This is a genomic window from uncultured Chloroflexus sp. (assembly GCF_937951745.1).
Taxonomy (GTDB): Bacteria; Chloroflexota; Chloroflexia; order Chloroflexales; family Chloroflexaceae; genus Chloroflexus.
This window is the reverse complement of sequence record NZ_CALFBQ010000046.1, coordinates 16,597-32,023: the sequence shown is the minus strand read 5'-3', so window position 1 is coordinate 32,023 and position 15,427 is coordinate 16,597. Positions and strand designations below refer to the sequence as shown.

The 15,427-nt window shown below is 58.6% G+C and carries 17 protein-coding genes; 7 read left to right on the top strand and 10 right to left on the bottom strand.

What is annotated here, in order from left to right; genetic code table 11:
- Positions 1–66: 66 nt before the first annotated feature.
- Genes Q1A59_RS11310 through Q1A59_RS11290 form a run of 5 tightly spaced genes read left to right on the top strand, consistent with a single transcriptional unit; the run spans position 67 to position 2,577 of the window.
- Complete coding sequence (locus tag Q1A59_RS11310; RefSeq protein ID WP_299644986.1) at positions 67–1,233, top strand: RIP metalloprotease; 1,167 nt, start codon at positions 67–69, stop codon at positions 1,231–1,233.
- Complete coding sequence (locus Q1A59_RS11305; protein ID WP_298407101.1) at positions 1,233–1,457, top strand: hypothetical protein; 225 nt, start codon at positions 1,233–1,235, stop codon at positions 1,455–1,457. Before Q1A59_RS11310 ends, Q1A59_RS11305 begins: the two co-directional genes overlap by 1 nt.
- On the top strand, positions 1,457–1,969 hold the full coding sequence (locus Q1A59_RS11300; protein WP_298407098.1) for a Dna2/Cas4 domain-containing protein: 513 nt from the start codon (positions 1,457–1,459) through the stop codon (positions 1,967–1,969). Before Q1A59_RS11305 ends, Q1A59_RS11300 begins: the two co-directional genes overlap by 1 nt.
- Positions 1,970–2,020: 51 nt before the next feature.
- Positions 2,021–2,272 carry a hypothetical protein gene (locus Q1A59_RS11295; protein WP_298407094.1) on the top strand — a complete coding sequence of 84 codons (252 nt, stop codon included), beginning with the start codon at positions 2,021–2,023 and terminating at the stop codon, positions 2,270–2,272.
- A complete protein-coding gene (locus Q1A59_RS11290; protein WP_298407092.1) occupies positions 2,269–2,577 on the top strand; it encodes a hypothetical protein in 309 nt (102 codons plus the stop codon). The genes Q1A59_RS11295 and Q1A59_RS11290 overlap by 4 nt, the downstream gene beginning before the upstream one ends.
- A gap of 231 nt (positions 2,578–2,808) precedes the next feature.
- Here the strand turns inward: Q1A59_RS11290 and Q1A59_RS11285 are convergent, their stop codons facing one another.
- The 7 genes from Q1A59_RS11285 to Q1A59_RS11255 all read right to left on the bottom strand — a co-directional run bounded on the left by Q1A59_RS11285 (position 2,809) and on the right by Q1A59_RS11255 (position 8,931).
- Positions 2,809–3,420, bottom strand: a complete 612-nt coding sequence (locus Q1A59_RS11285) for a biotin transporter BioY (RefSeq protein WP_298407089.1) — start codon at positions 3,418–3,420, stop codon at positions 2,809–2,811.
- Positions 3,421–3,543: 123 nt separating this feature from the next.
- Positions 3,544–4,725 carry a rhodanese-like domain-containing protein gene (locus Q1A59_RS11280; RefSeq protein WP_299644985.1) on the bottom strand — a complete coding sequence of 394 codons (1,182 nt, stop codon included), beginning with the start codon at positions 4,723–4,725 and terminating at the stop codon, positions 3,544–3,546.
- 230 nt (positions 4,726–4,955) lie between these two features.
- Complete coding sequence (locus Q1A59_RS11275; protein WP_298407082.1) at positions 4,956–5,786, bottom strand: hypothetical protein; 831 nt, start codon at positions 5,784–5,786, stop codon at positions 4,956–4,958.
- A gap of 289 nt (positions 5,787–6,075) precedes the next feature.
- A complete protein-coding gene (locus Q1A59_RS11270) occupies positions 6,076–7,002 on the bottom strand; it encodes an FAD:protein FMN transferase (RefSeq protein WP_298407079.1) in 927 nt (308 codons plus the stop codon).
- 11 nt (positions 7,003–7,013) lie between these two features.
- Positions 7,014–7,466 (bottom strand): hypothetical protein, encoded by a 453-nt coding sequence (locus Q1A59_RS11265; protein ID WP_298407077.1) that lies wholly within the window; start codon positions 7,464–7,466, stop codon positions 7,014–7,016.
- A gap of 125 nt (positions 7,467–7,591) precedes the next feature.
- Positions 7,592–8,410: a PepSY domain-containing protein gene (locus Q1A59_RS11260; RefSeq protein ID WP_299644984.1), complete on the bottom strand. Its 819-nt coding sequence runs from the start codon at positions 8,408–8,410 to the stop codon at positions 7,592–7,594.
- 53 nt (positions 8,411–8,463) lie between these two features.
- Complete coding sequence (locus tag Q1A59_RS11255; RefSeq protein ID WP_298407073.1) at positions 8,464–8,931, bottom strand: heme-binding domain-containing protein; 468 nt, start codon at positions 8,929–8,931, stop codon at positions 8,464–8,466.
- Between the two features lie 317 nt (positions 8,932–9,248).
- Here Q1A59_RS11255 and Q1A59_RS11250 point away from each other — a divergent pair, with 317 nt between their 5' ends.
- Both Q1A59_RS11250 and Q1A59_RS11245 read left to right on the top strand, forming a co-directional pair.
- Positions 9,249–9,929 (top strand): response regulator transcription factor, encoded by a 681-nt coding sequence (locus tag Q1A59_RS11250; protein WP_298407071.1) that lies wholly within the window; start codon positions 9,249–9,251, stop codon positions 9,927–9,929.
- Positions 9,922–11,433, top strand: a complete 1,512-nt coding sequence (locus Q1A59_RS11245; RefSeq protein WP_298407068.1) for an ATP-binding protein — start codon at positions 9,922–9,924, stop codon at positions 11,431–11,433. Before Q1A59_RS11250 ends, Q1A59_RS11245 begins: the two co-directional genes overlap by 8 nt.
- A 9-nt stretch (positions 11,434–11,442) precedes the next feature.
- On the opposite strand, the gene Q1A59_RS11240 is transcribed toward Q1A59_RS11245, so the two are convergent.
- The 3 genes from Q1A59_RS11240 to Q1A59_RS11230 form a co-directional block, all read right to left on the bottom strand.
- The gene (locus Q1A59_RS11240) at positions 11,443–12,462 is read right to left on the bottom strand and encodes a 3-oxoacyl-ACP synthase III (protein ID WP_298407065.1); all 1,020 of its coding nucleotides are present in this window, start codon (positions 12,460–12,462) and stop codon (positions 11,443–11,445) included.
- A 64-nt stretch (positions 12,463–12,526) separates the two neighbouring features.
- Entirely contained in the window at positions 12,527–13,516 is a 990-nt protein-coding gene (locus tag Q1A59_RS11235; protein ID WP_298407063.1) for an NAD-dependent epimerase/dehydratase family protein, read from the bottom strand.
- 162 nt (positions 13,517–13,678) lie between these two features.
- On the bottom strand, positions 13,679–15,373 hold the full coding sequence (locus tag Q1A59_RS11230; protein WP_298407061.1) for a fatty acid CoA ligase family protein: 1,695 nt from the start codon (positions 15,371–15,373) through the stop codon (positions 13,679–13,681).
- Between the last annotated feature and the right edge of the window lie 54 nt (positions 15,374–15,427).

Below are 15,427 nucleotides of genomic sequence, written 5' to 3'. Positions count from 1 at the left end.
ATGCATACGAGCGGCGGCGGGCAATTAGCTCGTCGCCGTTATTCCTCTTATCTGCTGGAGCGCATTATGCTCGCATCAACACTCAACAACATCTGGCAACAAGTTGCAACTGGAATTTTTGACCCATTATTAACTGTCATCGTCTTCCTTCTCATGCTCAGCCTGCTGGTGTTCGTCCACGAATTGGGGCACCTCTGGGTTGGCCTGCGCATGGGGATTAAAGTTGAGGAGTTTGGGATTGGCTTCCCGCCCCGCGCACTGGTGCTCTTTGAGCGCAACGGGATTAAGTATACGCTCAATTGGTTGCCATTGGGCGGTTTTGTGCGCTTTGCTGGGATGGACGGCGAGAAGGACGCGGTCTATGGCGCCGGCAGTCTTGCTGCCGCCCCACCATGGCGTAAGATTCCGGTAATGCTGGCCGGCCCACTGATGAATTTTGTATTGGCCGTCATCATTTTTACTGTTCTGTTTGCAACGGTTGGGGTACCTACGCCAACGGGACGAATGCTGATCAGCAATGTCTTTCCTAACACGCCGGCAGCAGCAGCCGGTTTTCAAGCCGGTGACGAGTTGGTGCGCCTCGATAACCAGCCGGTAACCGATGAAAACATCGTGCGTGAGGTTGCGCAGCGTCGAAAAGGTACGGCAATTGAGGCAGTCGTGGTGCGCGACGGTGTCGAAGTGACGTTGATAGTGACACCGGGTGCATGGATGGCGCCTGACGGACGCGAGTTTAGCGCCGGCTTTGGCTTTAGCTATGGAGCGCAGACGGTTAACCAGCCAATCAACCCGATCGCGGCAATTGGCACGGGGTTTATGCACAGCGTCGAATTGACCGGACGGATGATTATGATGCTGGCCGATCTGCCGGCAGCGATTGCCGGCCTGTTTAGCCCCACGCCGCCACCTGCCGGCGAACCGCTAGGGCCGGTGGGGATCGCCCGCGCCACCGGCGAAGTCATTCGCCAGCCTGACGGCTTTATCTCATTTTGGTCGCTCACGGCGGTGCTTAGCCTTAACCTGTTTATCCTTAATTTGCTGCCTATTCCAGCACTCGACGGCAGCCATATTCTGTTTGCGCTGATCGAGTGGGTGCGCGGTAAGAAGCTGCCGCCAGAGAAAGAAGCGCTGGTGCATGCCTTCGGTTTTATGGCGCTAATGGGGTTAATGGCGCTGCTAACCGTGAATGATGTGATTAACGCAGTACAGGGTACGCCGATCTTTGGTCGCTGATGGATATTATTCGGGCAAGTGAACTGGGCGAGTATTACTATTGTGCGCGGGCATGGTGGCTGCGCCGCGTCGCCGGGCGAGAACCGGACGGCGCGGAACGGCGTACCGCTGGGACGGCTAGCCATGCCCTTCACGGCCGGCTGGTGGCCACCAGCCAGCGCCTCCTCTGGATCGGGTTAGGGCTGTTCGTAGGCGGGATAGGCTTGGTGATCTGGGCAAGCTGATGGCGTGGCTAGGTATTGCGCTAATCCTGTGCGCAGTCGGGATGTTAGTGCTGGCGATGATGTTGCGCCGGCGCAGCGGTTTGCCATGGGCGCGGGTGGTAGGCTCTGATACCGGCATCCAACGCCATCTCGAACGGCCGCTCTTCAGCGCTCGGCTTGGTCTCACCGGCAAACCAGATTATATTCTGCAACGGGGGCAGGCGCTGATTCCAGTGGAAGTGAAACCGAACCGGCGCGTAGCGCAGCCGTATCCGTCAGATCTCATCCAACTAGCGGCTTATTTGGTCTTGATTGAGGAAACAACTGGCGTCGCACCACCGTATGGGTTGTTACGCTACGCCGATGAGACGTTTCAATTGCGGTACACTGCTGCGGTGCGTGATGAGGTGTTAGCAACGCTGGTCGAAATGCGCGATCTGCTCGATTGCGATGATGTCGCGCGCAACCACGCTGAAGCGGCCCGCTGTCGCGGCTGCGGGTTTCGCGCTCACTGTGATGATGCTCTCGCCTAAGCGGCTAGCTCGTGACAAGATGAGGATAGATGCGCAACTGGAAGCAGCTTTATGGATCTCACCTGCGATGATCTGGTAGCGGCGATTGCCGAACATTTGGCCGGACGAATCTCGCGCAGTCAATTGGCGGCGTGGGCATTTGACCGGTTTTACGAACTTGAACAGGGTGAGTTGATCGTACCGCTTGACGAGGAAGCAATCATTCGCGACGCGCTCGATGAGCTGATGTTTGCTGATGATGAGCCATTCGTGCTGAGTGAGATTGAATTACGGCAATTGATGGATCGGCTGGCACAGGTATGAAGATTCAACCGCATCCCCGCTTACACGGTATCATGATCGGCGACGAAGTCTATTCGTACCACTACCACCTAGCCGCTCGTGTCGCCGATATTTTTCCCGCAGCGGTTTGTGTCCGGATCGACGTACTCACCACTGAGACACCAATGGAGTTGAGCCATACTCCCCAGTTGTGGCGCGCTGATGAGATCGAGAATCTGTCGGTGTGTCGCTATTGCGGCGCGCGTGATGAGGTGCGAGTCGTTAGAGAGAATGGCATCCCGTTTCGGGTGTGTAGCCGTTGCGTGCCAGTAGAGGGTGAGCTGTAGACGTCCTGCGGTTAGGCGGATCAGCGATGGACGGGCTAGGCACACGGCCCGCCCCAACCCGCGACGGGCCGGGCACGAGGCCCGCCCCAACAGCGGCACGAGGCCCGCCCCAACAGCGGCACGAGGCCCGCCCCAACCCGCGACGGGCCGGGCACGAGGCCCGCCCCAACAGCGGCACGAGGCCCGCCCCAGACTTTATGATGACAAGGGTAGTATCAACGAAATTAATACTTAAGGCCGCTCACGGAACCACTTCAGCGCCTGCCAACCACCCGGTAACGCCACCGCAGCCAGCGCGATCTTGATCGCATCACCGAGCAGGAAGGGCAAGACGCCTTTCACGATCGCATTCACCGGCCCGATAAAGAACGCTAGCCACGTTGCGCCGATCAGATAAATGACGAGCGTCGCCAGCGCCATCGAAGCAACGGTTGTGAGGAAGCGGCGATCCCAACCCCGCGCCGCCAGCCAGCCGGTCAATGCCGCCGCGATCGGGAACGAGATCAGATAGCCGCCAGTTGCGCCGAACAGGTGTGTATAGCCGGCTGAGCCGCCAGCGAAGAAGGGCAACCCGATCGCGCCTTCAAGCAGGTAGAGCAGCAATGCCGCCAAACCCAAGCGCGGGCCGAGTAGACTGCCAACCAACAATACCCCCAACGTTTGCCCGGTAATCGGCACCGGTGAGAAGGGCATCAGCGAAATGCGGATTTGCGCGCTAAGCGCCACAAATAGACTGCCTAACACCACTAATAACGTGTCGGCAACTAACGGATAGGCCAGCCATCCTCGGCGCGGCAAGACTGCCTGCGCCAGCGTCTCGGTTGTGGTCAATGTCCGATTCATGACACCTCCGCCACATGAAAGCTAGTCCACTCAGTGAAGTAGAGTATAGCTGATCTGTGGCAATCGTACAACAGGCATTGGCACAACTACCCCGCCCTGATGGTGAATGAAACGAACCTCCATTCACCGCGCCAAAACGCAATGCGACGGTTCGGTTTCCAATTCATGAATCTCGTCGTCATTGAGCTGCCGCAAACCGAGATTCGCGTACAACATGGTGTCAATTGCGACAGGCAAATCGGTTGATTTGCCTTGAACCAGCGGCAGCAGCTCGGCAGGAGTGCTAGCCCGCAACGCCGGATTCGTTGCCCGGATGCTCGCAAACAGCGCGGCGACGATGCCATCAGCGCATGCTTCGGCCAAGCCTATGCTTGAAGAGGGCATAATCAAGGTCTCATCGGTGATCAGTGCAGGTAACGTAGTGTGCAGACTGCGGAAGAGGAGGTCAGTCCACGCTGCTGGATGACCACCCAGATCGGTGCGACCGCAACCGGCCAGCAGCAGGGCATCGCCGGTCAACAGGAACCGATCGCCAGCCGGCGAGATCACGCGGTACACGAGGTGGCCGGGGGTGTGGCCGGGGAACCAGTGCGCTTCGATCAGCAGATGGCCAACCGGCAGTCGCTCACCGCCAAGCAACGGCATGTAGTCAAAATGAGCCGGCAGCAGGGTGCGCGGATGCAATGCATCATACGGATGCAGATAGAGCAAGGTATGGCGCGTATTGGCGAGCAGCGCTCCGCCGGACAACTTTCCAGCCGAGAGCTGGGTGAGCAGCACGCGCGTCACATCGGCTTGCGCTGCCGCTGCCACTTCTTGGTAGAGATGGATATGGAGACCGGGATCGATGACTGCCGCTTCACCAGCGCTGATGATCACGTAGCTCAGATCACCGCGAGCGGGGCGCGTGATCTGCACGATCTTCCCCCAACTAGCGTTCACCAGTTCGTGAATGGCATGAAAATCGAGCCAAGCGCGGAAGCCACCGATCAGGTAGCGGGCATTCATGCCGTGTTCAGCTAGCAGTTCAGCAACGTATTGCGAGGAGCCTTCCTTAGCGCAGATGACCGTAATCAACTGATCGGACGGCACACGGGCAATTGCACTCTCTTCGTCCTCGATAAACTCAAAGTAGGGAATGTTGAGCGTCGGAATAGGCTGGCGACCGCGCACCCGATTGCGCGCAAACTCGACCTCATTGCGCACATCGAGAATGAACAGTGGTTGTTCGGCCAGCAGCTCAGCATACAGCTCAGCCGGACTCAGAACACCAACGCCGGTTTGCATTTGTTCGAGCGTCGTCATTGCGCACTCCTTTGCGTTGATTGTGCCTCTTCGCGCAACCATGGAGTTAGTGTAGCCGCTGCAACTTGGTGAAACAAGCGCAAGGCAGGTAAAGTTGGGTTGTGATTTGTTTCTCAGAGGGGCTATGGGCACAGCGGCGCTGTGCCCATACGGGGGGATGGTTTTAAGCAATGAGATGAGGGCAGAGCGGCGCTCTGCCCGTACTGGCAGCTTGCGGCGCTGCACCCGAGCTAAGAGCTAGCGGCGCTGAGATCGTTAGGGGCCGAATTGCGCGCCGGACGCGGCTTGGTTGGCTGGAAGGCAACCAGTATCCGGTAGATCGTCAAAAAGAGTACACTCCCACCGCTGGCCCAGTACAAGCCACTGAGCACAGCGGTATCGCTGCCGCTAAACAGGGCGTGCAGCAGGCTGAGCAGCCAAATCGCAAAGCTGATGAAGTGAATCACCCGCCACATTGTGCGCCCGATCCACTGCTTGATATAGAAGCTCAAACCAACGATCGCCATCCCATACAGCGAAAGCTGGCCCAGCCCAACCCATAGCGGTTCATAGCCACTGTAACCAAACGGGATCAGCACTTGAGCGAGCGTCGCACTAATATAGCGATCACCAAGCAGGATGAGCGCGTGGAAGATGGCAAACGCTAAGCCGAGCAGGCTGGTGTGTTGGTGAAGATCAAAGGCTCCCGGCCCACCCGGCCAGAGGCGCGCCATCCGATTGGTCATCAGGAGACCAAAGACCATTGACAACCAGAGCAACCCATAAGCGGCGACGGCGCTGCTGCGCGAGAGGTACCAATAGGCTTTCGGTTCGCTGCCTAGCAGTGAGGCGCTCAGGCCGGGCAGCCACGTTGGTAAGACCATCACGGCAGCAAAGGCGCCGAGTGCCGTACCAATGAGCAAGGTGAGCAGCGCGCTAATCGACATTGCCGGCGGTAAATCAACAAGTTCGGGATTTGTGGTTAACTGACGATCGGGACGCGGAGCAGGTCGTGACGCTTTCGGTACAGGCGGCTGCGCTTGTGGAGTTGGTTGATCGGTGGAAATAGGATTCGTGTTCATTGTTCGATGTTCTCCTTTTACATATTATTGCTAACAAACGTGTTACTATCTTGATTGCCCACTACGGGCAAGCTGCCCGCCATCCTAGGATAGAGGCTGAGTGAACACAATCGTCTCCCGCGCCAACCATACGTTGGTAGAGCCGAGCTACTGCGATCCCGGGAAAGGGTGGGGTAGAGCATGCGCCATCCACCGATCGCTTTGGTGCGAGTAGGGACAAGCCCTGCCCTTACAGGTGCTGCACACCCTCGCGATGACAGGGGATGCACGATGTTCTGTTCGCTACTTGCTATCCGCCCGCTCGCCAACAATAGTGTTCAAGCGTCGATGTACGGATGATTCGGCCATCGACGCCGACCAACAACCCCGCCAGTTGCGGTCGAGTATCGAGCCAGCGCAAGCCGGCTTCGGTACCGAGGAGTAAGATCGTTTTGGCTGCTAGCTCGGCCTCTTGCAGATTGGGCGCGATGACTGTGACGCTGAGTAGATCGGTTGTTGCTGGTGCGCCGGTGCGCGGATCGATGAGGTGATGATAGACGTGACCGCCTTGTTGCCAGCGTCGATAGTCAATACCAGACGTAGCCACCCCACCGCGTCGAATACGTAGCAGCTCGATCCCTCGATCTGGTGCGAACGGATCGGCTACTTCAATAGGCCAAGATGAGCCATTACGACGCGGACCACTCACAGCAATATCACCGCCGGCATCGACCAGAGTTGGAAACCGGCGGCCCAAGCGGCGCGCCACTAACGCAGCCGTCCAACCCTTGGCACTGCCACCAAGATCAAGACGCATACCGGCAGGGAGCGTAATCGTGCGTCGATGCGCATCGCAGTCAATCAAGCGCCAATCAGGGCTAGGCACCGACTGGCTCGTCCTGACCACCCCGCTTGCCAGTGCCGTAAAATCACGGTCGTACCCAGCGGCAATCAGCGCTGCGCCAACGGCTGGTGTTACTAATCCATCGCTTGCACGTGCTGCGCGCAACGCCTGCTGCACTGCACACCATAGCGTTTGCCCAACCCGCACCGGCCCTGTGCCGGCACGGCGGTTGAGCGCCGACAGTTCGCTCTGCGGGCGAAACCGGCTAAGCATGCGCTCGTAGCGCAGGAAGGTCTTGCGAGCAGCATTCAGAGCAGGGTATGCAGCGGCTTTATCGCTATCAATAATGATGTTGATTGTAGAACCCATTGCGCGAAAACTGAGCTGCTGCATGGACTATCCCCTCAGCGTGATGAGCGTGTACGAGCAGCCGGAGCGGGTGCTGACGCTGGCGCCGGGACGGAGACTTCACGCAGGGTTGGCGCCGGTGGTGGAGGTAGCGCTGGCGGAGGCACACTCACGGCCGGTGCAAGTGGCACAGGCGGCGGCGCACTCACAGCCGGCGCTGCCGAGGCATTTGCCACATTCTCCCGACTAGGAATATCCAGCGGTGCGACTGTTGGCAAGACCGGCATCGAAGGCGGCTGTGACAACCACGCTGGCAGGGGTTGGCGCTCAACAAGCGGCGACTCAATGATAATTGATGGGGTTGATACTGTTGCTTCGACCGGATTCTGCGAGGTCAACCATCCCCAGCCACCAATCGTCACCGCAACAGCGGTGGCACTAATCGCAGCTTTCAAGCCGTCAACTCCAGTCAATCGATTCGGTTTGCGCGGGGCTTTAGCGACGGTCATAACAGTGTCACTCCTTGTAGCTGAGATGAATTAGCTTTCGGAAAGGGCCGAGCTAGTCGCTCATAACTGTCATCACCTGTACGGTAGACTAGCTCGGCTGTGAGGGGACAAGCGAGTAAGTTTAATTAATCATCCTTCTTCTTGTCGTCGTCATCCTTCTTCTTCTTGTCGTCGTCATCATTGTCACCGCCGCCATTCTTGATTTTGGCGTAAGCGATTTGACCGGTGTACGCATCAACATACACCTCACTACCATCGCTAAATTTCACTTCGTACACATCGACACCATGTTCATATTCCCGTTCCACTTTGACGACAGTCCCGCCGCCAAGATACGCTGTTGCAGCAGCAACTGCTTGATCAGGGCTTATCGGGTTAGACTGAGCCGCCGGAGGAGCAGCAATGGTATTCGCTAGCACTGTACCCGTCTGAGCATCAATGTAGATTGCGCCACGATCGAACATGACTTCGTAAGCTGGCGTTCCTTGCAAGCTAACCAATTCAGGAGCGCGGATAAGAGTTGCACCACCAGCATTCGCGAGGGCAATTTCTTGCGCCTGCTGCGGCGAGACCGTATATGTTGGCGCAGGTGGAGCGGCCGGGGCAGAGTTAGGGGCAGCCGGCGCCGCAAGGGCAGGGGCAGCCGGCGCCGCAGGAGCAGGACTATTCAGAGCCTGTTGCGCAATAACGAGACGCTGGTTTGCTTCGGCGAGGCGTTGGTTTGCTTCAGCGAGTGCTGCTTGGTAAGCCGCCTCACGCTCACGTATCTGTGCTTCGGTGGCGGGGTCAAGCGCTGGAACGGCAATCGGCGTTGACTCGATCACAATTTCCGTCGGCATTTGATCAGTCGGCGTAGTAACACTCAAGCGACTAACAACTCCTCCAATAACAACCAACACAAATGCCGTCAATGCAGCCGAGATCAGAAACATCGTGCGATTCATTTTGAGTACCTCCATAGTTTGTTGTAATGACGGTTCACAGAATGTTAGAACAACTAATCATCATCCCGCTCTTGCTCAACCTGTAACCCAGCTCCACCGGGTGTACCGGCAACAAGTGCCTGAACCTCTTGCGGCGTCAGCTTGGCCTCAGGATGCAACAAAAGATACTGGCGGGGCGGCATTTCACCGCTACGCACAACTTCAGCAATCTCTTGGGCCAATTCATGCGGCTCTCGCAGCGGCTGTGAGAAGTTCAACTCGCTTCTCCCTTTGATTACATCGTAAGTAATCAGCCATGACGCAGGTGCAATCTTGCTGTACCACGGCCAAACCGTTTCGTTACTGTGGCAGTCGTAGCAGGCGCGGCGGGCGATACTCGCCGCTTCAGGGGTCGTCCACGCCACGTCGCCCGTCACCGGCGGATTGGTTTGCCAAGCCCACACTGGCACCGCTTGGATCGCAACGAAGAGAACGGCGAGGGCCATAGCAACGTTACGAGGACGGAATATTCGTTTCAACATAGGTTTCCTCCGTTGTGCAATCTGCTTTCCGTGAGTAACAGTACTGGCGCTCGCTCAAGAGAGTCTTAAAATGAAGCAGAAATATTCCAATCTTTTTCCAAGGTTGCTGGGGTATAACGAAAACAAACCCACGTTGCGCGAAGTACGGTGGGAAGCGGACACCGGATGGGACGGTGGGAGAAGCAAGGTTAAGGCCACGGATGGGCACGGATCGGGGCGGATCGGCGCGGAACGGGATGGTAGCTGCAGAACGCGGGATGGCATTCACCCTCAAATATCTTTGTACCTTCGCGTTGGTACATAGTAAGGAGTGACTTGTGCGCATTTTGATTGTGGAAGACGACAAACGGCTTGCGCGCCTTGTCGAGCGCGTCTTGCGCGAAGAGCGTTACACTGTTGATGTCGCGCACGATGGCGAGAGGGGACTTGATCTGCTGTTGCAGGGCGCGTATGATGTGGCTGTGATCGACTGGATGCTGCCGGGGCGCGATGGGCCATCGCTCTGCCGGGCCGCGCGAGCAGCACGGTTGCCAACGGCCTTGCTCTTGCTGACCGCACGCGGGCAGATTGAAGATAAGGTGTTGGGGTTTGAAAGTGGAGCTGACGATTATTTGGTCAAACCCTTTGCCTTTGAAGAGCTGCTGGCACGGGTGCGGGCGCTGAGTCGGCGCTTTAACCCCAACCTTGGCAATAACGAATTACGGCTTGGCACAATTGTGCTCGATCTGCGCAGCTACACGGCCCGGCGTGGCGAACGCCGGCTTGATCTGACGCCAACCGAATGGCGCTTGTTAGAATACCTGCTGCGCAACGCCGGCCAAACCCTCACTCGCCAGCAGATTCTCGATTATGTCTGGTCGTTTGAGCATGACGTGCAACCGCAGATGGTTGATGTTTACGTTTCATATTTACGGCGTAAACTCAACGCGCCGGGTGAGGCTGACCCGATTGTGACAGTGCGCGGTATCGGTTACCGGCTGGAGGCAGAACGTGCTTAAACCGTTGCGTTGGCAATTTACGCTGCTCTATGCGCTGACCGCCGTCGCGATCATTGCGTTGGTCGGCAGCGGCGCCTACGTGCTGGTCGCACGCTACTTCGAGCGGATCACCGATCTGGCGCTGCAACACAAGATGGCGCACGAGTTTCATTCCCTCAATGCGCCGCTGCCATCAACCTTAGTCTTTGCTGACACCGATTGGTCGATGCTTCGCAATGAACACTCAGCACCCGGCAGCCGTATGCTTACGACTGAGGAGGTGCGCCAGATTGCGCTTGCGGCGCGCGGCGGCGAGATTAAGAGCATCAAATTGGAACAAGATGCAAGGCAGTATGAAGTGAAGCTGCGTGATGGCAGTGAGCTGAAAATTGACGCATACAGCGGGCAGATTATCGAGATCGAGATCAATGGCGAATACCTCAGCCCGCCCTCTGTCCCTATCGTACTGCCGACAGCGTATGATGCCGAACTCGCTTCGATCTTTGTTTTACCACTCGACCCGCAAGGTCGCATTCTCTTCAACCCCAATCCCGCCGCTTTACCAATGCTCGCTCATCAAGAAGCACTGGATTCGGCGCTGCGCAACGGATCGGATCTGCGTACCATCACGACCGCTACCGGCCAACGGGTGCGCTTGCTGACCTACCGGCTGACCCGGCCCGACGGCCCGGCGGCGCTGCAATTGGGCCGTGTGTTGACCGATCAAGCGCAGGTGCTGAACCAATTGCTGACAGGGTTGCTCGGCTTTGGTTTGATCGGCTCGTTGATCGTTGGCGCGGCAGGGTGGTGGTTATCAGGAAGAGCGTTGCGGCCAGCGGAAGAGGCATGGGCGCGCCAACTACGCTTCATCTCGAGCGCCAGCCATGAATTGCGCGCGCCGTTAACACTTATACGGGCTAGCGCCGAAGTCGCGCTGCGCAATGCAGAAAACGAGGATCAGCGCGAACTCTTGGCCGATGTGCTGAGCGAAAGCGACCACATGCGCCGGCTGGTTGATGATCTGCTGACGCTCTCGCGGCTCGACAGCGGGGCATTGACGCTCCAGCGCCAGCCGATCCAATTGAGCGATTTCCTAGCCGATGTTCAACGCCACGCGGCCCGGCTCGGCGACGAGCACGGAGTGACCATCGCGCTCACCAAGACCGAGGGTACGGTCTTCGCCGATCCTGACCGGTTGCGCCAGATTTTGTTGATCTTGATTGACAATGCGCTCCGCTACACGCCTACCGGCGGCACGATCTCGCTCAGCGCCGAAGTAACCGGTAAACAGGTGCGGATCGGCGTGCGCGATACTGGCTGCGGCATCGCACCTGAACACCTGCCCCATCTGTTCGAGCGGTTTTACCGGGCGGATCAGGCGCGCAACCGGGCTAATAACGGCAACAACGCCGGGCTTGGCTTATCGATCGCCAAAGGCCTTGTCGAAGCTCATGGCGGCACAATCGGCGTCGAAAGCAAGGTTAATGCCGGCACGTTGGTGTGGTTTACGATCCCGGCGGCGTAACCGCCGGTTCTACCACGTCACGCTCATCATCGAACAATTCAGACCCGACCCAATCCCCAACAACCCGACGTGATCGCCGGGCCGCAACCGGCCAGCTTCGGCAGCTTGGGCGAGTGAAATCGGCAGCGCCGCTGGGCCGACATTGCCGAGGGTGGGGAAATTGAGAAAGAGCTTAGCCGGCGTGATCCCCAAGGCTTTTGTCACCGCCGCCATGTGGCGCGCGCCAACCTGATGCGGCGCATAGAGCGCAATCTGGCGATCACTCCAGTTTGGCAGCGTCTCTTGCGCCAACCGCCACGTTGCCGTCGCCAACTCGACACCGGCATGCATCAGCGCACCAGCATCGGTCTTCATATAATCGGGTTGGCCGAGACAGAGGTGATTGTATTGGGTTGCCGCCATCGTCACCACGCCATTCAAGCGATGGCCACTGCGCGAGAGGCACTCGTGGGTGAGCAACATCGCGGCACCGCCCGATCCCAAAGTGAGGGTAGCGAAATTGTCGCGCAAATCTTGCTTGGTGGTTTCGGGCTGGCGCAAGCGGCGGATGGTCGCCATCACCGCATCTTGCGCCCCTTCACCATCCACAATCAGCGCATATTCAATCGTACCCGCTTCAATCATCATCCCGGCAATGGCCATGCCGTTGAGAAAGCCAAGGCAGGCATTGCGTACATCGTAGTTGATCGCTCGCGGCGACAGGCCGAGATTGCGATGGACGAAACAGGCGGTTGATGGTTCGAGATAATCTTGGCACACCGACGTGTTGATCAACAGACCGATTCGATCGCGATCAATATTAACTCGGCTCAAGAGCTGCTCGGCGGCCATTGTCGCCACCGTACTGGGCAGGGTGCCCTCATTCCAAAACCGGCGCTCGCGAATGCCCGATAGCGCCTCAAGCTTTCCGCGTGGGAAGCGCAGCCGTTCCATCGTCTCAGCGATCTGATCTTCGATCCAGTCGGACGTAATGCGGTGGGGGGCCAGCACATAGCTGACCGCTTCGATCATGACATGGCGAAAGAGCACCCAAGCCTCCGTGTTGTACCTTCTATCCCTTGCGGCAGGGAAACTGCCGCCCTCCGTAACGCTGTTACGCTGTTGACTGAGCAAATGTGCGCCGTAATCCCTCTTCAATGCTGATCCGCGGTGTATAGCCAAAATCGCGTTCAGCCGCAGCATGGCTAAACCAGTGCGAATGGCTCAGCTCGTGTACCATTAACCGGGTCAGCGGCGGTTCACCGGGCAGACGCAACGTGGCGTAAAGAAACTCTAAGCCAGTTGCCAGCCGGTAGGCAGCGCGGGTCGGAATACGACCGCGCACCGGCGGACAGCCGGCATGGGCCACTATCTCGCCGATAAATTGCCAGAGATTGACTGGCCGCTCTTGGCCGATAAAATAGGCCTTTCCACGCACCGGCGATCGCTCGCCGAGGGCTGATGCTGCGAGTATATGCGCTTCGGCAACATTTTCGACATAGCTGACATCAACCAAATTCGTGCCATCGCCAATTTGCAACAGCGCGCGGCGACGCGCGCGGCGCAGCAGGCGCGGCAAGATATGCGGATCACGCGGCCCCCAGATCAGGTGCGGACGCAGCGCCACAGTAGCAATCTCGGTCTGCGCCAGCACATAACGCTCAGCGATGGCTTTGGTCTGCGGGTAGGGCGCAAGATAGCGGGCCGGGTATGGCGTCTGCTCATCAGCGCCGTGGATGTCCTCCATCCCAATCGCCACCGATGGCGTTGAGGTATAGACTAGTTTGGGCACACCGGCCCGGATCGCCGCTTTCACCACGCGCTGGGTCGCGCTGACATTCGCCTGATAGAAGTCGTCGTAGCGGCCCCACAGGCCAGCTTTAGCTGCGACGTGAAAGACCGTTGTCACACCGTGCATCGCGCGGGCCAACACCGGCGCCGCTTCGGGTGTCGCGAGATCGGCACGGAAGGTCTCGACGCCAAGCGCCTGCAACTCAGGATATTCACCTCGCCCTACCACGCGCACATGGTCGCCGCGGGCCAAGAGTTGTTCAACAAGGTAGCGGCCAACAAAGCCGTTGCCGCCGGTAACGAGAGCAATCATGGTGTCACACCAAAGAGATGATCGCTTGTCCGTGAGAGGTTAGTTGCCATCTACACTATGTTCCTTGCAGTCGTTCGCCAACAGGCATTGCTCACGCTTACGCAGGAGATTGCTTCGGGGGCTGCGCCCCCTCGCAATGACACGACACAGATGCGTCACACCTCACCCCGGCGCGTGCAACTGCTTGGCCGCCCAAACCGCCAATTGCTCGCGAAAGATTTTGGCATTATGGCGAATATCGACCGGAAATGAGGGATGGATCAGGAAATCTTGAATTACCGCCGTCATCTCGGTAGTAGCGGCCAATTGGCGCAATTCGGCCACCAATGGCGCCGGCGCGATACGGGCATCGCGGCGCAGTTCAACGATCACAACTGGCAGTTGCGCGCCGGTTGGCCCCACCCCGACTAGTGCCGAACGAGCGACGGCGGGGTGTTGGTTAAAGAGCAGCTCAACCGGTTCGGTAAACAGCGGGCCGCGAGCCGTGATCACGCGCTGGCTCTTGCGGCCATAAAACCAAAGCCGCCCGTGCTCGTCGAAATAGCCAAGATCACCCATGCGGTGCCACACACGATCGCCATCGGCAATCTTGGCCAGCTCGGTCGCTTGGGGCCGGCCCACATATTCGCGGGTTACAGCCGGCCCGCTCACGCAAATCTCGCCGATCACGCCTGCCGGCAAGCGATCGATTTCTTGCCATGACCGGATTGGCTGATCGCTGATCGGAATAATCGCCACTTCCACGCCGGGCACTGGCCAGCCGATGCAGGTGCCAGCCAGTGGCGAAGGCTGTTCGGCGCGCGCCTCCAGCACCGCGCGTCCACTGATCGATGTGACCGGCAGAGCTTCGGTAGCGCCATACGGGGTAAAGCTGTCGGCAGGAGGCGTCAGAATGCGCTGCAACCGCTCGTGGAGCTGGGCCGGCACCGGCGCGCCAGCCATCAAGACCCGTCGCAGCGACGGCAGACGAATATCGTGCTCAAGGCAGTACGCAGTCACCTTTTCCCAAATCGCCGGTGAACCAAAGGTCGAAGTAACTCCTACGTCCTGAATACATTCAACCACTGCCGCCGGATCGCATTGGGCAGGGCGAGTGGGATCGATTGGTGGGATAGCCGAGGTAATGCCGAGGGCGACGTTAAAGAGGGCAAAGAGCGGGAAGGCCGGCATCTCGATTTCACCCGGTTCGAAGCCGAACAGTTCGCGCAAGGTGTTGATCTGCGCCTCGAACATACCGTGGGTATAGAGCACCCCTTTCGGAGTGCCGGTGCTGCCGCTGGTAAAGACGATCGCCGCCGGATCGGTGGCAGCGACTTCGGCCAGCCCAAACGGCGTCTTGATCGCGACCTCGAGTTCGCGCAATGCCGGCGCGCCGGGCAGAGCCGGGCCAACCGACACGGCCCGCTTGATCGTCGCGCAGGCGCGGGGGAAGATCAGCCGGAGCAGATGCGCGCGTGGCACACCGATTATAGCTTCCGGCGCTGCCTCGGCAATACATTGACTCAGATTGCGCCGGCCCATAGCTGGATCGATCAAGATCGGCACACAACCCGCCTTCAGCAAAGCAAAGGTCAAGCTAATCAATGGCCCACCCGCCGGCACCATTAGCAAGACCCGCATCCCGCGGCGGATGCCATACGCGGTCAACCCCCATGATAAGCGATCGCTGGCCGCATGCAGGCCAGCAAAGCTCTGCCGGTGGTAGATCACCTTGCCGGCCCGATCGCGCCCAACGCCGGTGATCACTGCCGTTTGATCGGGAATGTGTTGCGCCATCCACGGCAGATAGCGGGCGACATTCGCGCCGACTGGCGTGGTGCGCACACGATTCAGATCAAGCGCGCTAGAGTAAGCCATGGGTGCTCCTTGCTAACAGACTGCTCGATGTTGACGAGTAAGCTAACCAACTAG